The 22,345-nt window shown below is 46.7% G+C and carries 22 protein-coding genes; 21 read left to right on the top strand and 1 reads right to left on the bottom strand.

Annotated features, from left to right (window positions below):
• Window positions 1-711 precede the first annotated feature (711 nt).
• The 9 genes from BGI33_RS12985 to BGI33_RS12265 all read left to right on the top strand — a co-directional run bounded on the left by BGI33_RS12985 (window position 712) and on the right by BGI33_RS12265 (window position 7,731).
• Entirely contained in the window at window positions 712-951 is a 240-nt protein-coding gene (locus BGI33_RS12985) for an NGO_0222 family membrane protein (RefSeq protein ID WP_144235437.1), read from the top strand.
• Window positions 941-1,555, top strand: coding sequence for an RdgB/HAM1 family non-canonical purine NTP pyrophosphatase (gene rdgB, locus BGI33_RS12230; RefSeq protein ID WP_100091560.1), 615 nt, complete (start codon window positions 941-943; stop codon window positions 1,553-1,555). The genes BGI33_RS12985 and rdgB overlap by 11 nt, the downstream gene beginning before the upstream one ends.
• On the top strand, window positions 1,548-2,747 hold the full coding sequence (hemW, locus tag BGI33_RS12235) for a radical SAM family heme chaperone HemW (RefSeq protein WP_100091452.1): 1,200 nt from the start codon (window positions 1,548-1,550) through the stop codon (window positions 2,745-2,747). Before rdgB ends, hemW begins: the two co-directional genes overlap by 8 nt.
• A gap of 44 nt (window positions 2,748-2,791) precedes the next feature.
• The gene (locus BGI33_RS12240) at window positions 2,792-3,178 is read left to right on the top strand and encodes a RidA family protein (RefSeq protein ID WP_100091453.1); all 387 of its coding nucleotides are present in this window, start codon (window positions 2,792-2,794) and stop codon (window positions 3,176-3,178) included.
• A gap of 64 nt (window positions 3,179-3,242) precedes the next feature.
• Window positions 3,243-4,076, top strand: coding sequence for a symmetrical bis(5'-nucleosyl)-tetraphosphatase (locus tag BGI33_RS12245; protein ID WP_100091454.1), 834 nt, complete (start codon window positions 3,243-3,245; stop codon window positions 4,074-4,076).
• 239 nt (window positions 4,077-4,315) lie between these two features.
• Entirely contained in the window at window positions 4,316-4,894 is a 579-nt protein-coding gene (locus tag BGI33_RS12250) for a hypothetical protein (protein WP_100091455.1), read from the top strand.
• 230 nt (window positions 4,895-5,124) lie between these two features.
• A complete protein-coding gene (gene hslV, locus BGI33_RS12255) occupies window positions 5,125-5,658 on the top strand; it encodes an ATP-dependent protease subunit HslV (protein ID WP_100091456.1) in 534 nt (177 codons plus the stop codon).
• A 59-nt stretch (window positions 5,659-5,717) separates the two neighbouring features.
• Complete coding sequence (gene hslU, locus BGI33_RS12260) at window positions 5,718-7,055, top strand: ATP-dependent protease ATPase subunit HslU (protein ID WP_238791242.1); 1,338 nt, start codon at window positions 5,718-5,720, stop codon at window positions 7,053-7,055.
• A gap of 85 nt (window positions 7,056-7,140) precedes the next feature.
• A complete protein-coding gene (locus tag BGI33_RS12265) occupies window positions 7,141-7,731 on the top strand; it encodes a biotin transporter BioY (protein ID WP_100091457.1) in 591 nt (196 codons plus the stop codon).
• Window positions 7,732-7,834: 103 nt separating this feature from the next.
• Here BGI33_RS12265 and BGI33_RS12270 read toward each other — a convergent pair whose 3' ends face one another.
• Window positions 7,835-8,173 carry a P-II family nitrogen regulator gene (locus tag BGI33_RS12270; RefSeq protein WP_100091458.1) on the bottom strand — a complete coding sequence of 113 codons (339 nt, stop codon included), beginning with the start codon at window positions 8,171-8,173 and terminating at the stop codon, window positions 7,835-7,837.
• Between the two features lie 166 nt (window positions 8,174-8,339).
• Between BGI33_RS12270 and purL the strand changes: the two genes are divergently transcribed.
• The 12 genes from purL (at window position 8,340) to BGI33_RS12330 (ending at window position 22,320) form a co-directional block, all read left to right on the top strand.
• Window positions 8,340-12,275: a phosphoribosylformylglycinamidine synthase gene (gene purL / locus BGI33_RS12275; protein WP_100091459.1), complete on the top strand. Its 3,936-nt coding sequence runs from the start codon at window positions 8,340-8,342 to the stop codon at window positions 12,273-12,275.
• Between the two features lie 19 nt (window positions 12,276-12,294).
• Window positions 12,295-12,801 (top strand): S-ribosylhomocysteine lyase, encoded by a 507-nt coding sequence (gene luxS / locus BGI33_RS12280; RefSeq protein ID WP_100091460.1) that lies wholly within the window; start codon window positions 12,295-12,297, stop codon window positions 12,799-12,801.
• Between the two features lie 386 nt (window positions 12,802-13,187).
• Window positions 13,188-15,467, top strand: coding sequence for a class 1a ribonucleoside-diphosphate reductase subunit alpha (nrdA, locus tag BGI33_RS12285; RefSeq protein WP_100091461.1), 2,280 nt, complete (start codon window positions 13,188-13,190; stop codon window positions 15,465-15,467).
• 95 nt (window positions 15,468-15,562) lie between these two features.
• Complete coding sequence (gene nrdB, locus BGI33_RS12290) at window positions 15,563-16,696, top strand: class Ia ribonucleoside-diphosphate reductase subunit beta (protein ID WP_100091562.1); 1,134 nt, start codon at window positions 15,563-15,565, stop codon at window positions 16,694-16,696.
• Window positions 16,697-16,758: 62 nt separating this feature from the next.
• Window positions 16,759-17,076, top strand: a complete 318-nt coding sequence (gene yfaE / locus BGI33_RS12295; protein WP_100091462.1) for a class I ribonucleotide reductase maintenance protein YfaE — start codon at window positions 16,759-16,761, stop codon at window positions 17,074-17,076.
• Between the two features lie 74 nt (window positions 17,077-17,150).
• Window positions 17,151-17,882: a pyridoxine 5'-phosphate synthase gene (gene pdxJ / locus BGI33_RS12300; RefSeq protein ID WP_100091463.1), complete on the top strand. Its 732-nt coding sequence runs from the start codon at window positions 17,151-17,153 to the stop codon at window positions 17,880-17,882.
• Between the two features lie 22 nt (window positions 17,883-17,904).
• The gene (gene acpS, locus BGI33_RS12305) at window positions 17,905-18,291 is read left to right on the top strand and encodes a holo-ACP synthase (protein ID WP_100091464.1); all 387 of its coding nucleotides are present in this window, start codon (window positions 17,905-17,907) and stop codon (window positions 18,289-18,291) included.
• Window positions 18,288-19,076: an NUDIX domain-containing protein gene (locus tag BGI33_RS12310; protein WP_100091465.1), complete on the top strand. Its 789-nt coding sequence runs from the start codon at window positions 18,288-18,290 to the stop codon at window positions 19,074-19,076. Before acpS ends, BGI33_RS12310 begins: the two co-directional genes overlap by 4 nt.
• Window positions 19,077-19,169: 93 nt before the next feature.
• Window positions 19,170-19,610, top strand: a complete 441-nt coding sequence (locus tag BGI33_RS12315) for a hypothetical protein (RefSeq protein WP_100091466.1) — start codon at window positions 19,170-19,172, stop codon at window positions 19,608-19,610.
• A gap of 84 nt (window positions 19,611-19,694) precedes the next feature.
• Window positions 19,695-19,994, top strand: coding sequence for an accessory factor UbiK family protein (locus tag BGI33_RS12320; protein ID WP_100091467.1), 300 nt, complete (start codon window positions 19,695-19,697; stop codon window positions 19,992-19,994).
• An 11-nt stretch (window positions 19,995-20,005) separates the two neighbouring features.
• On the top strand, window positions 20,006-21,502 hold the full coding sequence (locus BGI33_RS12325) for a YifB family Mg chelatase-like AAA ATPase (RefSeq protein ID WP_100091468.1): 1,497 nt from the start codon (window positions 20,006-20,008) through the stop codon (window positions 21,500-21,502).
• Window positions 21,503-21,600: 98 nt separating this feature from the next.
• Window positions 21,601-22,320, top strand: a complete 720-nt coding sequence (locus BGI33_RS12330; RefSeq protein WP_100091469.1) for an SPOR domain-containing protein — start codon at window positions 21,601-21,603, stop codon at window positions 22,318-22,320.
• Window positions 22,321-22,345: the final 25 nt, after the last annotated feature.

The raw sequence follows: 22,345 nt of genomic DNA on the forward strand, positions 1-22,345 counted from the left end.
ATGGGTACCATTTTCTTTGCCGATATACGTTATCCTTTGTGGTACAGTATTTGCTGTTTTATCATTGCTGCCATTGGATTGATAATAATAACACCATTTACGATTAAGCTAATTAAAATCAGCCGGAATTCAAATTAATCACCAGCAGCTGCAAGCAAAAATTCATTCATAGCTAAAGAATAGATATTGATTAAAGTTTTATTGTAAAATAGTGAAAATATTACAAAACTGATCTTCATTAATAGCCTTCTTCTTAAAGGGAACAACACTAATGTAAAAACTGATTATTATCCACATTGTTACATCATTACTATTTATAGCATCCATCAATATCGGTTTTTTACTATATCGAAATGAACAACAGCTTTCTGCTTATAGTACAACATGTTTTATTATTGGTTTGATTATTTCAATTGCTGAAATGCCATTAACCATCAAAATAGTCAAAATGAGCCAGAATAAAAAACAGACATCAGACAGCACTACAGATTTTACATCGCTTGGAAAAAATAAATTTTTACATCTGAAAATACGAATGAGTATATTGAATTGAAGATGCTGTATCTTATTTAAATCCGGATGATAACTAATGATTAATTCATTTTATATTCTATTTCATTCTAAAAACCATAATCTGCTATAAACTATAGTGATTAACCTGATTACTGTAGCCGGCTTCAAGCCATACCATTTATTTTTGAGCATACCAATATGACTAAACTCAAACTTTTATTACTCATCCTAGCGTCATGTACCTTTATGTTTATTGGCTGGGTGATATTAGGCTGTTATTATTGGGTGCATCAACAGCACACTATTGCGATAATTTGCTGTTTACTTGCTTTTGTCAGTGCGCTGGGACAGTTTGCAGCGCTGGCATTTACGCTACGCGAACGTGCCTGCCAGCAAATGTATCAGGCCTTATCTTCTAACGATATTAATCATGAATAAAATTGTTCTTGCCAGTAATAATCAGGGAAAACTGGCTGAATTCAGCCGTTTGTTTAAATCATTGAACATAGAAATCATACCTCAATCGGTTTTCAACATCACCGAATGCCCAGAACCCTACGTGACCTTTGTAGAAAATGCACTGGCTAAAGCTCGACATGCCAGCCGCCATAGCAGTTTACCAGCATTGGCCGATGATTCCGGTATTTGTGCTAATGCCCTGCATGGTGCTCCCGGTGTACATTCTGCTCGCTATGCAGGTACAGAACCAAAATCCGACGCCGCTAATAATGCCAAACTGGATGCCCAGCTGCGTCAAAATAGTGACAAAAGCGTATTTTACGTATGCGTACTGGTACTGGTTCGCCATCCAGACGACCCACAGCCACTGATTGCCGAAGCAAACTGGCCGGGTCTGTGGCAGTCATCTGCTGCCGGAAATAATGGTTTTGGCTATGATCCGCATTTCTACTTACCTGAGCAGAAATTAACCGCAGCACAAATGAGCCATGAAGAAAAAAACCGCATCAGCCACCGAGCGCAGGCTCTGCATATTCTCATGGCAAAACTCCAGCAACAATATGGCCTGAATTCTAATGCCTGAGTTTTCTGTCTCATTACAAACACCACAGAGTCACTCTCCACATCTGTCCAGTTTACCGCCATTATCGCTGTACATTCATATTCCATGGTGTGTGCGTAAATGTCCGTATTGCGATTTCAATTCGCATCAGTTGAAACAGGAGTTGGATGAACAGGCCTATATTGCTGCCTTATTAACCGATCTAGAAACGGAACTGCCCTATTTCTGGGGCAGGCCAGTGCATACGATTTTTATTGGCGGCGGTACCCCTAGCCTGCTTTCGGCCGCAGCTTTTGAGAAGCTGTTAAGTGGTATTCGTGCGCGGGTTAATTTGTTGCCAGCAGCGGAAATCACGCTGGAAGCCAATCCGGGCACATTCGAACGCAATCGTTTTGCTGCTTTTGCGGCAGCGGGCATTAACCGCCTTTCAATCGGCGTGCAAAGTTTTGCCGACGACAAACTGGCAACTCTGGGACGTATTCACAACCGTGATGAAGCGCTAAGTGCAATTGAATCCGGTTTAACTTTATTTCCTAAAGTGAATATAGATTTAATGTATGCCTTGCCTGGACAAACAGTCACACAGGCACAGGAGGATATTCGTATAGCCATTGCAACCGGCGTACAGCATATTAGTGCCTATCAGCTTACACTGGAACCAAATACACCGTTCGCCCATACTCCTCCGCCACAATTGCCAGACGATGACCATATCGCTGATATCGAAGAAACCGTGCATACAGCATTACATCAGGCCGGATTCACTCACTACGAAACTTCAGCTTTTGCCCAGCCACAACAGGAATGTCAGCATAATCTGAACTACTGGCAATTTGGTGACTATATCGGTATTGGTGCTGGTGCTCATGGTAAAATATCTACTGCTCAGGCAATCGAGCGTACAACCCGCAGCCGGCATCCAAAAGACTATTTGCAGGCCATGCAACAGCAACCGCAACGTGCAATTACCCGTCAACAGATATCGGCACAGGATTTGCCGTTTGAATTTATGCTGAATGTCCTGCGACTGACTGCTGGCGTGCCCAGTGCATGGTTTAGTGAACGTACCGGCCTGCCACTGGCTTCGATACAGCATGCCATTACTCAGGCAGTTGAACACGGCTTACTGGATGCAAATCCAGTGTATTTACGCCCCACGCCACTGGGACGCAGTTTTCTGAATGATTTACTGGCTTTATTTTTAAAAACCTGATTATTTGATAATCCTTTTTTTCTTTAATGCAAAGGAGTAGCAACATGAGTAAAAATATTATTCATACTGATAAAGCACCAGCCGCCATCGGCGCTTATTCTCAGGCTGTACGCGCTGGCAACACCGTATACCTGTCCGGCCAGATTCCACTAGTAGCCGAAACCATGCAGGTAGTAGAGGGTGGTTTTGCAGAACAGGCACACCAAGTATTTAAAAACCTTCAGGCAGTTGCAGAAGCTGCTGGCGGCAGCCTGAATGATCTGGTGAAAGTAAACGCTTATTTAACCGACTTAAGCAATTTTGCTACCTTTAATGAGATTATGGCGCAATACTTTACTGCTCCATACCCTGCCCGTGCCGCTGTTGAAGTTTCTGCCTTACCCAAAGGTGTGCAGGTTGAAGCAGAAGGTGTTCTGGTTCTAGACAAGTAAGCAGACAAATTCAGGACAGGCAGTCAAAATGGCTGTTTGTTCCTGAATGGCTGGGAGGTTGGATATGGCGCAATACGTAATTGGTGATATACAGGGATGTCTGGCAGAATTTCAGAGTCTGCTGACGAAACTGGACTTTAATCCCGGTACCGATACTTTATGGCTTACTGGTGATCTGGTCAATCGTGGCCCCCAGTCACTGGCTACTTTGCGTCTGGTTAAACAGCATGATGGCTGTATGCAAACTATTCTGGGCAACCATGATTTGCATTTACTGGCGCTGCATTACGGCTATGGCAAACTCAAACGTGCGGACACAATCAGCGACATTCTCAATGCGCCCGACAGAAAAGAATTAATTGATTGGTTACGCCAGCAACCTTTATACCGCCGGCAGGCAGATTATGTACTGGTGCATGCAGGTATCTGGCCAGAATGGACATGTACACAGGCACAATTGCTGGCACAGGAAGTGGAAACCGTCTTACAGAATACACCGCAACAGTTCTTTGCCCACATGTACGGTAATAAACCCGATCAATGGAACAACAACCTAAGTGGCGATGAAAGACTGCGTTTCATCACCAACAGCTTCACACGGATGCGTGCGCTCACCGATAATGGTGCCATGGATTTTGACTATAAAGGCACACTTAATGATATGCCGGCACATCATTTACCATGGTTTGAGGCTCCAGACCGACAGAATACAGATAAAACTATTTTATTTGGTCACTGGTCGGCATTGGGTCTGTATGAGACAAATAATGTTGTCTGCGTGGACACTGGTGCATTATGGGGCGGCAGCCTGACTGCATTTAATCTGGACGACAGAAGCGTGGTACAGACACCAAGTCAAACAAAGTTAAATTTTGAAAATTTAATGTACAAAAAATAATGACCATTACGTGCAAATGTTTAATCGATAAAGCAAATATTGTATTTAAACATCACGTTGTGCGGAAATTTCTATCCCGGCATTCTTCATACAATAACAATAACGTTTATTGGATATTTTTAATACTAACCAACATTAGATAAAAAAGAATAAGATACATCCATTGCATCTTTACCTAAGCCAAGTATGATGGTTTATGTTATCTAAAAATTTATTCATAAATGCTTGAAGGAGTTGTCATGAAAAAAGTTCTTGTCCCTGCTGTAATGTTAATGCTTGCTCTGACTGGCTGTGCATCTAAATCTCATCACAAGGCACCTGTCACCCAGTCAACCACAACTACTACAACCACAGCAGCTACTGCTGCTGATGTACAGATTGACGGACGTAAAGAAGTATCTTACCTGTGTGGTACCGGCAACGCCAGAAACAGCTTACGTGTAATGTATGGCTTGCAAGGCCAGAACGTAGTGGCAGCTCAGGTAAATTATCAAGGCAAACTGTCTCCGGTAATGATGCGTGATGCCCGCGACGTTAACTACAATACTTTCGTTTCTCCTGAAGGCATCACCTGGAAAACAGCTATTGCTACCAGCGACACTGTAGATCAAGTAGATGCTTTAGGTCTGGTGCAACCTAGCAAACAGGTTGTTAATGGTCAGGAAAGAATTGTTCCGCAAATTGTTACCCAGAATTGCGTCGTAGATAATGGTACAAATGGTACAGTAGCAACTGCTCCTGCGAAAACCAAAACTGTTAAAACCACCAAAACCGTTACCACTAAAAAAGTATACAAGCACAAAAAAACAAAAAAATAAGTAACCGTGTTTGAAAAACGGCAACCTTTCAGGTTGTCGTTTTTTTATATAAATAAAGCAGCCATTCTAAAAATATGATATACCTTAGTTAGTTACATTCATCAGCATACAATATCCCCGCTGAATAAACGGCATATAAACTTGAAAGCCAGCCAGACTGCCCTTATTTAAAGGCAGTTATTTTTTTCCGACAGTTATTGTGGCTGTTGGTCAACAAAGGATCACGAGACATGCAACAATTCGACGGCACCACCATTATTTCCGTTCGGCGCGGCGAAAACGTCGCCATCGGTGGCGATGGTCAAGTGACATTGGGGAATACCATTATTAAAGGCACCGCACGCAAAGTGCGTAAACTGTATAACAATCAGGTTCTGGCCGGCTTTGCCGGTGGTACTGCCGATGCATTCACCCTGATTGAACTATTTGAAAGCAAATTGCAAAAACATCAGGGTAAACTGATGCTGGCAGCGATTGAGCTGGCCAAGGAATGGCGTACTGACCGCGCGCTGCGTCGTCTGGAGGCAATGTTAATTGTGGCTGACAAAAAAAATACACTGGTGATTACCGGTAACGGCGATGTACTTGAACCAGAACAAAGTATTGCCGCCATTGGTTCCGGTGGTGCATTTGCCCAGTCTGCCGCCCGCGCACTAATGGAAAACACCGAACTGGAACCAGCTGTGGTAGTTAAAAAATCACTGGAAATCGCCGGTGATATCTGCATTTATACCAATCAGAGCCATACTATCGAAACCTTGTAATTACCTTGGTTGGTTAATTTAAATTGTCAATAACGGTCAAACCTCAAGATTGGAACAAGATGAGTACAGCAGTAATGACCCCGAGCGAAATCGTTCATGAACTGGATAAACACATTATCGGCCAAACTCAGGCCAAACGTGCGGTAGCAGTAGCACTGAGAAACCGTTATCGCCGCAGTCGTGTTGCCGAACCATTACAAAGTGAAATTGTCCCGAAAAACATTCTGATGATTGGCCCTACCGGCGTGGGTAAAACTGAGATTGCGCGCCGCCTCGCTCGTCTGGCCAATGCGCCGTTTATCAAGATAGAAGCCACTAAATTTACCGAAGTGGGCTATGTTGGCCGCGATGTGGACAGCATTATTCGCGACCTGATTGAAATTGCGCTGAAAAACATCCGCAGCCAGACAATCGCCAAAAATCGCGACCGTGCACAGGATGCGGCGGAAAACCGCATTCTGGATGCCCTGCTGCCGCCACCACGCAGCGTAGGTTTTGCTGGCGAACCGCAGGAAGCACAACCGGAAAACCACACCCGGCAAAAATTCCGCCAAATGCTACGTAAAGGCGAACTGGATGATAAAGAAATTGAAATCGAAGTCGCCGCTTCTCCTTCTCCAGCCATGTCAGTAATGGGCCCTCCGGGAATGGAAGACTTTACCAATCAGTTACAGGACATGTTCAGCAGCATGGGACAGGGTAAAACCAAAGCGCAGAAAATGAAAGTAAGCGCTGCCATGAAACTGTTACTGGATGAAGAGGCAGCCAAACTGGTAAGTGAAGAAGAATTACGCGAGCAGGCTATCAAAGCGGTTGAGCAAAACGGTATTGTATTTCTGGATGAAATCGACAAAATCGCTACTGATAGCAACCGTCATGGTGGTGATGTGTCGCGTCAGGGTGTGCAACGTGATCTGTTACCACTGGTTGAAGGCACAACAGTGCAAACCAAGTATGGCATGATTAAAACTGACCATATCCTGTTTATCGCCTCTGGCGCATTCCATCTCAATCGTCCGAGTGACCTGATACCCGAATTACAGGGACGCTTCCCTATCCGGGTTGAGCTGGATAATCTGAGTGTGGACGACTTCAAAGCCATCCTCACCACCACACATGCCAATCTAACCGAGCAATATGCTGCCCTACTGGCTACTGATGACGTAAATCTGCAATTTACTGATGACGGTATCGCCCGTATTGCCGAAATTGCATTTCAGGTTAATGAAAAAACTGAAAATATTGGCGCACGCCGCTTGCATACAGTGATGGAAAAACTGCTTGAAGAAGTTTCTTTCGAAGCTCCTGCCGGTGATATAGCCATAGATGCAGCCTATGTAGATGCGCGATTGCAGGATATTGCCGAGCGTGAAGACTTAGCTCGTTACGTACTGTAACCCAATATTCAAGCGGCCACGGCCGCTTTTTTATTTGCCTGCCGTGTGTCTTTTCACCTGATTTTTATTCTGTTTAAGGCTTTCCATGAATTCCACATTATCCCGTACCTTTCAGCCTTATCTGCTGCAATACTGTTCTTTAGTCCAGTGGCAGCGCAAATTACTGGCAACTACAGCCGCAGCACTGATAATGGCCTTATCAGCCAATATCAGCATTCCCCTGCAACCTGTGCCTTTATCCCTGCAATCTCTGGCTGTTTTACTGATTGGCGCCGGTCTGGGGCGCAGACTTGCCGTATTGGCCATGCTTGAGTATCTAATACTGGGGGCTTGCGGCCTGCCTTTTTTTGCCGGTGGCCATGGCGGGATAAATGTCCTGACATCGGCTTCAGCCGGTTATCTGTATGGATTTGTTGTCAGTGCCTATATAGCAGGCATAGCGGCCGAAAGAGGTTACGACCGGCATTTTCTTAGCGGACTGTGTGCCTTTGCCCTTGCTCACCAGATTATATTTGTCTTTGGAGTTGTTTATCTGGCTCTCTATCTGCACACTGATATCTATCAAGCCCTGCAACTGGGCTATCTGCCATTTGCCGGTTTTGATTTACTCAAGTTTTTTATCGCCACCGTGACGATGCTGGGGCTGTGGCATCGCCCTGACCAAAAACGGCACTGATATTTTATAGACACAGAAAAACCGTCTGAATACAACTGATTGATACATTAAAGTATTCTGTTGTAGTTGAGTTCAGACGGTATGGTATTAATCTGGCCTGCGTTTAAATTGCCGCCTCATTCTGCTCGCCGGTACGAATGCGCACCGCCTCTTCCACCGGTAATACAAAAATTTTACCATCGCCGATTTTGCCAGAGTGAGCAGCAGCCACAATAACCTCAATTGCCTGCTCTACTCTCTCGTCTGGCAATACCAGTTCGATTTTTACCTTGGGTAAAAAATCTACCGCATATTCAGCACCACGATAAATTTCAGTATGCCCTTTCTGACGTCCAAAACCTTTGACCTCAGATACAGTCATTCCGCTAAAACCTACATCAGACAAGGCCTCACGTACATCATCCAGCTTGAACGGTTTAATGATTGCTTCAATCTTTTTCATACCAGCGCTTCCCTTTTTACTGTATCCACACAATTAAAAACTACCATATCCTTATCTGAAACTCAAACCACTCCTACCCAATAACATAAAATCAAGCATAGCGCCTAGTTTTCGCGTAAAATTGCGCCTCAGCCCAAACCCACTACCAAAGTGAGCTACCCTCATCATGTCAGTTGTACTGTCACTATGCGGCGAGGCCGCACTTTCCCCCTTTCGTATTGAAAAATTGTTACAGCAGGCTGCAAAACTGCAACTGGACTGCAACATTCAGATAAATAGCGAATTTCGCTATTTTGTGGCTTCAGCAACTGCACTCAATTCAGACAATCAGCAAAAACTACTTGAACTATTGCGTGCCACGCACCTAAACTGCAATACCTTGCCTGGTACCCAGCTACTGGTTATCCCACGTTTGGGAACCATTTCGCCCTGGGCTTCCAAAGCCACCAATATTGCTCACAATTGTGGCCTTACTGCAATTGAACGCATCGAACGCGGTATTCTGTATTCCTTTTCCCGCCCGCTCAGTCAGCAGGAACAGGATAGCTGGCAGGTAATATTGCATGACCGCATGACTGAAAGCGTACTTGCTTCTGTTGCAGATGCGGCACAACTGTTTCACGCCACAGCAGCGCAGAGTTTTACCTGTATTGATATACTGGCAGAAGGCAAATGCGCGCTGGAAACTGCAAACCGGCAAATGGGACTGGCATTATCCGCAGATGAGATAGACTATCTGGTGGAAAATTATCAGCAGCTACAACGCAATCCTACAGATGTAGAACTGATGATGTTTGCTCAGGCAAACTCCGAACATTGCCGCCACAAGATTTTTAATGCCAAATTTATCATTGATGATGAAGCCAAACCCGATTCCCTGTTTGGCATGATTCGCGCCACCCATCAGGCTCATCCCGAAGGCACACTGGTAGCTTATAAAGACAATTCTTCCATTATTGCCGGCGCCAGTATTGAACGCTTCTACCCACAGGCTAATCAACAACAGCAATATCGGTTTAATACAGAAGAAACCCATATTCTGATGAAAGTGGAAACTCATAATCACCCTACTGCAATTGCACCTTTTGCCGGTGCGGCTACCGGCTCCGGAGGTGAAATCCGCGATGAAGGCGCAACAGGCAAAGGAGCGCGCCCTAAAGCGGGTCTAAGTGGTTTCAGCGTTTCCAATCTTTCCATACCCGAATTTATCCAGCCGTGGGAACAATATACAGCTACCCGTAATCAGTATGGCAAACCAGCACACATCAGCAGTGCACTGGATATCATGCTGGACGGCCCGATTGGCAGTGCAGCTTTTAATAATGAATTTGGCCGTCCCAATCTTCTCGGTTATTTCCGCACCTTTGAAGAATTATTCAGCGGTACCATGCGTGGCTTTCATAAACCCATCATGATAGCCGGCGGACTCGGTAATATTCAGGCACAGCAGGTTTTCAAGGACAATATCCCTGCCGGTGCATTACTCATTCAGCTCGGCGGCCCCGGCTTGCTCATCGGTCTGGGTGGAGGAGCTGCATCCAGCATGAGTACCGGAACCAATCATGCCGATCTAGATTTTGACTCAGTACAACGCGGTAATCCAGAAATTGAGCGTCGTGCCCAGGAAGTTATCGATCGCTGCTGGCAACTGGGTACAGACAACCCAATTATTTCCATTCATGATGTCGGTGCTGGTGGTTTATCCAATGCCTTTCCGGAACTGGTAAACGATGCCGGCCGTGGGGCTGTATTTCAGTTACGTCAGATACCACTGGAAGAACATGGCCTCAATCCGCTGCAAATCTGGTGTAATGAAGCGCAGGAACGCTATGTATTAGCCATACTGCCAGAAAATCTGGAAATCTTTCAGGCCATTTGCCAGCGTGAACGCTGTCCATTTGCTGTGGTTGGTACCGCTACAGACGACGGACAATTACAGCTGCGTGATGATTTGTTTAACAACAATCCGGTGGATATCCCACTGGACGTATTACTGGGCAAGCCACCCAAAGTTACCCGTACCGACTATACCGTTAACGAAGAAATCGCGCCCTTTGATGGCAGCAAACTGGACATTCGTGAAAGTCTTTACCGGGTATTACGTCTGCCAACAGTAGCCAGCAAGCAGTTTCTGATTACCATTGGTGACCGCAGTGTTGGCGGCCTTACCCACCGTGACCAAATGGTTGGACGTTTCCAGACACCGGTGGCAGACGTCGCGGTTACCAAAATGGGCTTTAATACCCTGCTTGGTGAAGCCATGAGTATGGGCGAAAAATCACCTCTGGCATTATTTTCCGGCGCAGCATCTGGACGCATGGCCGTTGGCGAGGCATTAACCAACATCGCCGCTGCCGACATCGGCACACTCAGTAAGATTAAACTTTCTGCCAACTGGATGGCTGCCTGTGGTTTTGCTGGTGAAGATGCACGTTTGTATGAAACAGTAGAAGCGGTATCTGAGCTATGCCAGAAATTGCAACTAAGTATTCCCGTTGGCAAAGATTCCTTGTCAATGCAAACAATCTGGCATGATACCGGCGAAGAAAAAAGAGTGGTGTCACCATTATCTGCGGTTATCACTGCTTTTGCCCCGGTAAACAATGTTTGTCATACCGTTACGCCTGAATTACAGAATATCGCGGACACTACCCTGCTGGCCATCGACCTTGGACAGGGCTGTAGCCGCATGGGTGGCAGTGCCCTGCAACAGGTATGGAAAAACCTCAGCGGCCGTGCACCTGATGTAAATACACCAGCACTACTGGCTGATTTTTTCCTGCTCATACAATCATTAATCCGCGCACAGAAAATTCTGGCGTATCATGATCGCAGCGACGGTGGTCTGGTGGTGACACTGGCAGAAATGATGTTTGCCGCTCATATAGGCGTAACCATTAACATCGCCTCACTTATCCAGCAAACCAACCAGCACAGCCACAACCAGAAGCTACAGGATGCGGCTGTGCGTAGCCTCTTTACTGAAGAGCTCGGTGCCGTGATTCAGGTACACAATGCAGATGTTGCCGGTATTCAGGCTGCCTTTGCTGCGGCCGGCTTGGCTGATACGCTGCATATTCTTGGCCACATCAACACCACCGACCGGTTAATGGTACATCACGGCAACACGGTTCTACTCAATGAAAATCGGGTAGACCTGCAAAAGAGCTGGAGTGAAACCAGTTATCACATGCAACGCTTACGCGATAATCCGTACTGTGCCGACAGTGAATTTGCCTTACTGGAACAGGAACGCTTAGCCGGATTATTTGCCGAATTAAGCTTTAACCCTGCCGAAGATATTGCTTTGCCCTATATTCATCGTGGTGAGCAGCCTAAAGTGGCTATTCTGCGTGAACAGGGCGTAAACGGACAGCAGGAAATGGCCGCCGCATTCACACGTGCCGGCTTTGCTGCCCATGATGTGCACATGAGTGATTTGCTGGCCGGACGGGTAACACTGAAAGATTTTCACCTGCTGGCTGCCTGCGGTGGTTTTAGCTATGGTGATGTGCTCGGTGCCGGTGAAGGCTGGGCCAAAAGTATTTTATTTAACCAGCAGCTTCGGCAACAGTTTGCTGAATTTTTTGCCCGTCAGGATACGCTAACTCTGGGTGTGTGCAATGGTTGCCAGATGCTCAGCAATCTGGCCGAGATTATCCCGGGTACAGATACATGGCCGCGTTTCCACCGCAATCATTCCGAACAGTTTGAAGCACGCCTGAGTATGGTTACCGTCCCTGCCTCACCATCATTAATTCTGGCGGATATGGTTGGCAGCAGCTTGCCAGTTGTAGTAAGCCATGGTGAAGGACGGGCAGACTTTGCCCATTTATCGGAAAACAGCGTACCGCCAGAGCTGGCCATTGCGCTACAATATGTGGACGGCCATAATCAGGTAACGGATATGTATCCGCTCAACCCGAATGGATCTCCCGCCGGTATTGCAGGTGTCAGCAGTCAGGATGGTCGCGTCACCATCATGATGCCGCACCCGGAACGAGTATTTCAGACAGCACAAATGAGCTGGGCTCCACGAGACTGGCCGGAAATGTCTGGCTGGTACCGGCTGTTTGCCAGCGCTCGGAAAGTTTTAGGCTAACAACTACCAAGGAATCATCATGCCATTACTGGATAGTTTTACTGTAGACCATACCCGCATGCATGCACCAGCAGTGCGTGTAGCCAAAAACATGACGACGCCCAAAGGGGATGACATTACCGTGTTTGATTTGCGTTTCTGCAAACCCAATCAGGCCATTCTGCCAGAAAAAGGCATGCATACACTCGAACATTTGTTTGCTGGTTTTATGCGCGACCACCTCAACAGCGACAAAGTGGAAATTATCGACATTTCCCCCATGGGCTGTCGCACTGGCTTTTACATGAGCCTGATTGGAACACCTGATGAAGCCACCGTGGCCAAGGCCTGGGCAGCGGCCATGCAGGATGTACTTGCCGTAGCCGACCAGAATCACATACCCGAACTGAACCGTTATCAATGTGGCAGCTACACCATGCATTCGCTTGAAGAAGCCAAAGCCATTGCTCAAAAGGTACTGAACAGCCAGATTAGTATTAATTACAACAATGACTTAAAACTGGATGAGTCACTATTGCAACACTAAAGCCCAGTACCTGTAATTACTGTCTAAAATTAAGTGACGCCATGCCGAGCTTATATTTTAGGCAGTATATCTTTTTCCCTGTAAATGTAGCCAGATACAGCGCAGATTTATCCCCCGATATAAAAAAACTAATAAAACTGAAAAATTAATAATTTTTTTTACTGTTTCATTCAAAATGAGACAAATCAAACCAAACTGTTTGTGAATCAACAAAAATCATTACATCGCTTAACCCACCCATTATGAAGAAGCGGATATAGTCAGTTTTGACAAGTCTTTTTTTTAAAGCAAAAAACCAGTATATTGTGTTCAGAATAACAGTTGACCACTACATTTTGTGTCGTCACTGTTTTTTTCTGCTTTACTTGTGCTAGAAAGAATCACTCATGAATGCGGTAGCCAATCTCAAAGTAACCAAACGTAACGGAAGTTTGGAAGACATCAATCTGGATAAAATTCATAAAGTTGTTACCTGGGCAGCAGAGGGACTGGATAATGTATCCGTATCTCAGGTAGAACTACGCTCACACATTCAGTTTTACAATGGTATTCGCACGGATGACATTCACGAAACCATTATTAAGGCAGCCGCCGACCTGATTTCTACAGAAACACCAGACTATCAGTATCTGGCTGCCCGTCTGGCTATCTTCCATTTACGCAAAATTGCTTTCGGCCAGTTCGAACCGCCACATCTGTATGACCATGTAACCAGCCTGACTGAATCAGGCAAATACGATAAACACATATTACAGGATTATTCACGAGCGGAGTTTGATGAACTGAATGCCTGTATTGACCATAATCGCGACCTAACGTTCTCCTATGCAGGAGTCAAACAGCTCGAAGGCAAATATCTGGTACAAAACCGGGTTACCAAACAAATCTTTGAAAGCCCACAGTTCTTATATATGCTGGTAGCAATGTGTCTGTTTGCCCGCTATCCGCAGACAAGCCGACTGGAGTATGTAAAAAAATTCTATCACGCCATCAGTACCTTCAAAATTTCCCTGCCCACACCAATTATGTCTGGTGTGCGCACACCAACACGCCAGTTTTCTTCCTGCGTGCTGATTGAATGCGATGACAGCCTTGACAGCATCAATGCCACCACCAGCTCGATTGTCAAATATGTATCCCAGCGAGCCGGCATTGGTATTAACGCAGGCCGTATTCGCGCTCTGGGCAGCGAAATACGCGGTGGTGAAGCCCAGCACACCGGCTGCATCCCGTTTTATAAAATGTTTCAGGCGGCGGTTAAATCATGCTCACAAGGAGGAGTACGCGGCGGAGCAGCCACCCTGTTCTATCCCTTATGGCATCTGGAAGTAGAAAATCTGCTGGTACTGAAAAACAACCGTGGTGTGGAAGAAAACCGTGTCCGTCATCTGGATTACGGCGTGCAGATTAACCGCCTGCTGTATACCCGCCTGATTAAGGGTGAAAACATCAGCCTGTTTTCACCATCAGAAGTACCGGGGCTGTATGACGCATTTTTTGCTGATCAGGACGAATTTGAACGCCTCTATGTCTTATACGAAAAAGACAGCAGTATTACCCGTCGCAGTATTCCTGCTGTTGACCTGTTCTCACTGTTAATGCAGGAACGCGCCGGTACCGGACGTATATATATCCAGAATGTCGACCACTGCAATACCCACAGTCCGTTTGATCCCAAACTGGCACCGGTACGCCAGTCCAACCTGTGTCTGGAAATTGCCCTGCCCACCCGTCCATTGAACGACATCAATGACCCGGATGGTGAAATTGCCCTGTGTACCCTATCGGCATTCAATCTGGGCGCACTGGAAAATCTGGAAGAACTGGAAGAGCTGGCCGAGCTCGCTACCCGTGCTCTGGATGCCTTGCTGGATTATCAGAACTATCCCATCAAGGCTGCCGAACTGGCTACCATGAACCGGCGTACACTAGGTATCGGGGTTATCAACTTTGCTTACTATCTGGCCAAAAACGGCGTGAAATACAGTGATGGCTCAGCCATCGGCCTTACCCATCGTACATTTGAGGCCATCCAGTACTACCTGCTCAAAGCATCGGTAAAACTGGCAAAAGAGCTGGGTGCCTGCCCTAAATTCAGCGACACCACCTATGCACAAGGCTTATTGCCAATTGATACTTATAAAAAAGATTTGGATAAAATCTGTCAAGAACCGCTACATCTGGACTGGGAAGCCTTGCGTGCTGATATCGTCAAGCATGGCCTGCGCAATTCCACTCTGACAGCACTGATGCCTTCAGAAACATCCAGCCAAATTGCCAATGCCACCAATGGTATTGAGCCTCCGCGCGGACTGGTATCTGTAAAAGCATCCAAAGACGGCATTCTCAAACAAGTTGTGCCAGAATTTGAACGCCTACATAACCAGTATGAGCTGCTGTGGGATATGCCAAACAATGAAGGCTACCTGCATCTGGTGGGTATCATGCAAAAATTCATCGACCAGTCGATATCAGCCAATACCAACTATGACCCGCAACGCTTTGAAGGACAAAAAGTTCCGATGAAGCAATTAATCAAGGATTTGCTGACAGCCTATAAATTCGGCTTGAAAACCTTGTATTACCAGAATACCCGTGATGGTGCCGACGACATGCAGACCAGCATTCAGGATGACGGCTGTGCCAGCGGTGCCTGCAAAATCTGATTCCCCAAGGGTGCTCAGGCACCCTTTTATTACCCTATTTCCCATCTACGTCAATTTGAATAAAGAGTATCGCCATGGCCTGTGAACATCTGTCAATGAACTACAGCACATTCTGTCAAAAACCGAATAATGCCCTGACAGAACCTATGTTCTTCGGTCAGCCTGTCAATGTAGCTCGTTATGATCAGCAGAAATTTGATATTTTTGAAAAACTGATTGAAAAACAGTTGTCTTTCTTCTGGCGCCCGGAAGAAGTGGACGTGTCGCGCGACCGCATCGACTATGCTAACTTACCCGAGCATGAAAAGCACATCTTTATCAGCAATCTGAAATACCAGACTCTGCTTGATTCCATACAGGGACGTAGTCCTAATGTTGCTCTACTGCCTCTAGTATCCATTCCCGAATTGGAAACCTGGATTGAAACCTGGTCGTTTTCCGAGACCATTCATTCACGCAGTTATACCCATATCATTCGTAATATCGTCAACGACCCGTCCATCGTATTTGATGACATCGTACAAAACAAACACATCATTGCCCGTGCCGAAGAAATTGCTTGTTACTATGATGATTTAATCGAATATACTCAATACTACAACTTACTGGGCGCAGGCAAACACGAGATTAACGGCAAAACCGTAGAAATCAGTCTGCATGAGCTGAAGAAAAAACTCTACCTGTGCCTGATGTGTGTCAACGTGCTCGAAGCAATCCGTTTTTACGTTTCATTTGCCTGCTCTTTTGCTTTTGCCGAACGCGAGCTAATGGAAGGCAATGCCAAAATCATCAAACTGATTGCTCGCGATGAGGCTTTACATCTCACCGGCACACAGCAAATACTCAACCTGATGCGTACAGGTGCAGATGACCCAGAAATGGCACAGATTGCGGCAGAGACTGAAGAAGAATGCTTCCAGCTCTTCCACCGTGCCGCCATGCAGGAAAAAGACTGGGCTGAATACCTGTTTAAAGACGGATCCATGATTGGCCTGAATAAAGACATTCTTGGCCAGTATGTCGAATACATCACCAATCTGCGCATGCAGGCTGTGGGTTTACCACCTGCTTTTGAGCATGCCAAGCAGAACCCGATTCCCTGGATTAATGCCTGGCTGTCTTCAGACAATGTGCAGGTTGCACCACAGGAAGTTGAAGTCAGCTCATATCTAGTTGGCCAGATTGATGCTGAGCTGAATGAAGACGATTTAAGCGACTTTGAGCTTTAAATCCCTACTGCGCCAGTCTGGCAAAAGTCACAAACACTAACCAGAATGCAGCAACGCTGAAAATGAGCCTAATCACCACCTGCGACAAAACGTTTACCCTACAACAGGATGAAACCTTGCTGGAAGGGCTAGAACGTACCGGACACGAAGTTGAATACCAGTGTCGCAGTGGTTATTGCGGTTCCTGCCGCCTCAAGCTGCTTTCCGGACAAGTGAGTTATCCAGAGCAGCCACTGGCCTTTATCGCACCAGGTGAAATACTGCCCTGCTGCTGTCAGGTAGATAGTGATGTGCATCTGGACTGCCATCTCAGAAGCGATGCTCCAGAACATAATCCTGATCTTTTTGATAACGATTTATTTGCAGCAAAACAAAGTTAAATTAGTTTATCTTTACAGCCGAGTAAGGGTAAAGTATCGTGATATACCATTTAATCAGCACTAGGTAAAAGCTTATGCTACTTGGCGTAAACATAGATCACGTTGCAACAGTGCGTAATGCTCGCGGCAGTATTTATCCTAGCCCACTAGAGGCAGCACTGATAGCTGAAACGCATGGTGCCGATCTGATTACCATGCATCTGCGTGAAGATCGGCGTCATATCCGTGATGCTGATGTATTTGCTGTCAAAAACGCCATCAGCACGCGCCTCAATCTAGAAATGGCGCTTACCCCAGAGATGTTGGATAATGCGCTGGCCGTTCAGCCAGCCGATGTATGCATCGTTCCAGAAAAAAGGCAGGAAATCACCACCGAAGGTGGGCTGGATGTGCTATCACAGCAAAACAAAGTAGCGGAATACACCCAAAAACTAACTGCTGCCGGTATTCGCGTATCACTGTTTATCGACACTGATAGCCGACAAATACAGGCTTGTCGTGAAGTCGGCGCACCAGTCATAGAACTACATACAGGTGCTTATGCCGATGCCACTAACACACGGGAACGCCAGCAGCAACTGGCGCGTATCGAAGATGCTGCTCATCAGGCCAGCGAAATGGGCATAATCGTCAATGCCGGGCATGGGCTGAATATTCATAATGTCGCCCCCATTGCCAAAATTCTGGCCATTCATGAACTCAATATCGGCCATGCACTGATTGCTCAGGCCATTTTCATCGGATTGCCCCAAGCCATTGAACAAATGAAAACAGCCATTTTTCGTGCGCGCAACATTCCTTATTAATCTTTACCACTAAAGGGAAAAAATGATTTACGGCATAGGTACAGACTTAGTAAAAATTGACCGCATCGCCAAAATGTGTAAAACCTACGGAGCCAATGCCGTGGCCGAAAAAATGCTGTCACGGATCGAAGCACTGGAATGGCCTTCAGCCAATCAGCCTGTCGAGTTTCTGGCCAAACGTTTTGCAGCCAAAGAAGCTTTCGCCAAAGCCGTACATACCGGTTTGCGCAGCCCGGTTACTCTTCGCAACATCGGTATTGGTCACAATGAACTGGGTCGTCCTGAATTTATTGTTGAAAAGCCATTGTCACAATGGCTCAAGCAAAAAAACATTGGGCGTATCCACCTGAGCCTAACTGATGAAGACAATCATATCGTGGCCTTTGCTGTAGCCGAGTATGCCGAATGAGTGATAGCAGTCTAATTGAAGTGGTTGCCGGCATTCTTTACAACCAGCAGGGTGAATTTCTGCTTAGTTCGCGTCCGGCAGGCAAAGTCTATGCTGGCTACTGGGAATTTGCCGGTGGTAAAGTTGAAGCAAATGAAAGCCGTCTGGCCGCATTACAGCGCGAATTTGCTGAAGAGTTGGGCATAGAAATCACCACTGCCGCCCTATGGCTAACCAAAATTCACCATTACGAACATGCCCATGTTCACCTGCATTTCTATCGCATTGCCGCCAACCAGTGGCATGGACAATTAACTGCACGTGAACAGCAAAGCTGGTGCTGGCAAAAACCCGGTAATCTCACGGTTGCCCCAATGTTGCCGGCAAACGCGCCTATTCTGGCTGCATTAGCCATTCCAACTAACATGAGCGGCCATTTAAATACAGGCTTTCATACCGCAACACCACAACAACCAGCATTACAGATACTGCCCTATCAGCCTGGTATAGCTACAACAACAGTTGTTTATGTACCAGCCAGCCAACTAAAACAATTAGCAAATCAACATCCCACAACCAACATCTGGGCTATCTGTCACAACTATAAACAGTGGCTAGAGGCACAAACAGCCGCAGCTATTATCTGGCCTATAGCCAACAGTGAAGATATCCAGCTACTCCTTACCCTGTTACAGCAACATCCATCCGGCGTACCAGTTATGGTTTTACTGGAAAAATCCAGTCAGCCTGTAGCACAGCCCAACTGGTTTACACTAGGCGTCCATGGCGTCATTCAGGAGCAATAATAGTCAACGTCAGTCTGTTTCTTTATCCATCATAGTCTGCCCGACAACTACCAAATATTGACTTCTTAACTTACACTACTGCCTGCCAACACCATGACTCAGCCTGCCAGAAATTCAACCACCGTCATCATCGGACTACTTATCTTTATCATAGCTGTCCCCAGCATCATTGGCATTGTTCTTTGGCAAAACAGCCGTATAAATGCACTAAGCACACTCAGTAATTGCAACGTGCGCACCGGCTGCATATTGCCCGGCGGAGCAGTAATCCAATTTACACCGCCGGCCGATATCACCAAACCCTTTGACATCAGCATGCATCATGTACCAGCATCAGTACAGCGAATCAGCATCCATTTCACCATGCGCAATATGGATCTGGGCTTTAACCGCACCGATTTCAAACCACAAGGACAAGGCATCTGGACAGCGCACCACGCCGTACTACCAGTATGTGTTGATGAGCGCAATGATTTTCTCGGCGATTTAACCCTTGACGGCCAGCACTACAATATTGTGTTTTCTGCTCCCTGAACAACACATAAGCATTGCATTGCCAACTGTTTCACCCGTACAATCACAGACATTGATTACCTTGCCATTAAAAGGATTCAGGTCATGTTCAGCAAAAAGTTTTTTGACGACATCAGCGATAAACTCGGTGATACCATCAGCAACAGCCCTATCAAAGACATGGAGAAAAATGTCAAATCCATGCTTGGCAGTGCTTTCAACCGGATGGATCTGATTACACGCGAAGAATTTGATATTCAGCAGCAGGTGTTACTGAAAACCAGAGAAAAACTGGCCGAGCTAGAAACACGGGTAATTGCACTGGAAGCATTGCTGGCACAAAACAGCAACAACAGCACCACCCCTGCTTCTGCACCAGAGAACAATACCGATTCGCCTGCCTGAGGAATCAACCCATGTCATGGGCAGTTATTTATAGTCGTGCCCTGACAGGCATGGCAGCACCACTGGTAGAGGTAGAAGCCCATCTGGCCAATGGTCTACCTGCATTCAATATAGTTGGCTTACCGGATACCGAAGTCAAGGAAAGCCGGGATCGAGTAAGAGCTGCCATTATTCAGTCCGGTTTCGATTTTCCGGCAAAAAAAATTACCGTTAACCTAGCACCAGCTGATTTGCCTAAAGAATCGGGTCGGTTTGACCTACCAATTGCTATTGGCATACTGGCAGCCTCCGGGCAGATAGACAGCGCCACTCTGCATCAGTATGAGCTAGCCGGAGAACTCGGCCTATCCGGCCAAATCAGGCCAATCCGTGGTGCCATCGCCATGGCAGAAGCAGCACGGCAACACCAGCGCGCCTTTATTCTGCCACAAGACAACGCTTTTCAAACTGCCTTACTGCCGCAAACACGGGTATATGGAGCCAGCACACTGGCTGCTGTAGCTGCCCATCTCAACCAGCAGCAATTACTTACTGCCGTTGAGACACAACACCTGCAACAGCAGCCGGTCGAAGCAGCCTATCCCGATATGGCAGATGTGCGCGGACAGCAAACAGCCAGACTGGCACTGGAAATAGCCGCAGCCGGTGGTCACAGCTTATTGATGTCAGGACCACCGGGAACAGGCAAATCCATGCTGGCGCAGCGCCTGCCCGGTATATTACCTCCATTAACCGCAACAGAACTGGTAAGCGTCTGGTCTTTACAGTCACTTTTACCGCACGGGCAGCAACAATACCAGCAAATACGGCCTTTTCGCTCCCCTCATCACAGCACCTCAGCCGTTGCGCTGGTAGGTGGTGGTTCCGATCCCCGGCCTGGTGAAATTTCTTTAGCGCACCACGGCATTTTGTTTCTGGATGAGCTGCCTGAATTTGACCGCAAAGTACTCGAAGTATTGCGGGAACCACTGGAAAGTGGCGAAATTCACATTTCCCGCGCCGCACGTCAGGCTACCTATCCAGCCAAATTTCAGCTTGTAGCCGCAATGAATCCCTGCCCATGTGGTTATCTTGGGCATCCAGTCAAGCCGTGTCGCTGCACACCGGAAGCCATATCCCGTTACCGAGATAAAATTTCCGGCCCCCTGCTCGACCGCATAGACCTCATTATCGATGTACCCAGCCTGCCGGCCAGTGACTTAATACAACAGGCGAATGGCGAAAACAGCAGCAGTATTCGTGAGCGTGTCAGCACAGCCCGCACGCGCCAGTATCAGCGTCAGGGTAAAATCAATGCACAATTAAGCAACCGTGAACTGGACAATATCGCCCGAATCAGCACTGATGCCAAGCAGACTCTGGCCAGTGCCATGGAAAAACTATCACTTTCAGCACGCAGCTTTCATCGTATTTTGCGTATTGCCCGTACACTGGCAGATATGGCGGATACTCATGACGTTGAAACCAGTCATATTTTGCGCGCCATAAGTTTCCGCCGTGCTTTATAATATCAACAGGGCAAAAAATGGGCGTCATACCCATATGGATGACAATCCGGTCCTGAACAGATTTTGCCGTATACAATGCCAACATAAAGGCTTTCAACATGCATATAAACATACCTCTTCATCAGGCAGGTAAAGGACTCGTCAGCTTTATCGTCGGTTTGCTAATTGCAACCATCGTCATTGCTGGCGTCCTGTTTTACCTGAACAAAAGCAAATCAGATTTCAAAACTCCTGGTCACTCTACTGCTTCTGCGCCGCCACAGCCAGAAATACTCACACCAAATAATGCTTCACCTACCCAGCCATTTATACCGGAGACCTCTGCACCTACAGTCACAGCCAGCGAAACACAGGCTACTCCTACTGCCTCACAGCCGGTTAACATGGGTGGTATCGAAGATGAGGTCATTGACGAAGTCATTACAAACCACTCACAAGTAACCCAGCCAGCCAAACCGCATAAAACACCAGACAAAACACCCAAAAAAGCACCGTCTGCCCCCAAACATGCACATGTCACCCCAGAACAGATACTAAATAACGGCAGTCTGGAAAAAGCCCAGCAGGCTGCGGAAAAACAACATACTGACGGCAAAGTCTATCTGCAAATCGGTTCGTTTAACAATCGCACCGATGCCGATGCACAACGCGCCAAACTAGTGATGCTTGGCATCAACAGTAGCGTGCACAGTGCCAAAGTCAACGGTACAACCAAATACCGTGTTCAGACCGATCACCTGACCCAGACTCAGGCCAGCCAAATTAAAAAAACCTTGCAACAACACAATATCGACAGCCTGACCAGAGCAGCATCCTGAATCAGCCAGCTTTCATGAAAACAAG

It is taken from the genome of Snodgrassella alvi (assembly GCF_002777425.1).
In the GTDB taxonomy this organism is placed as follows: Bacteria; Pseudomonadota; Gammaproteobacteria; order Burkholderiales; family Neisseriaceae; genus Snodgrassella; species Snodgrassella alvi_B.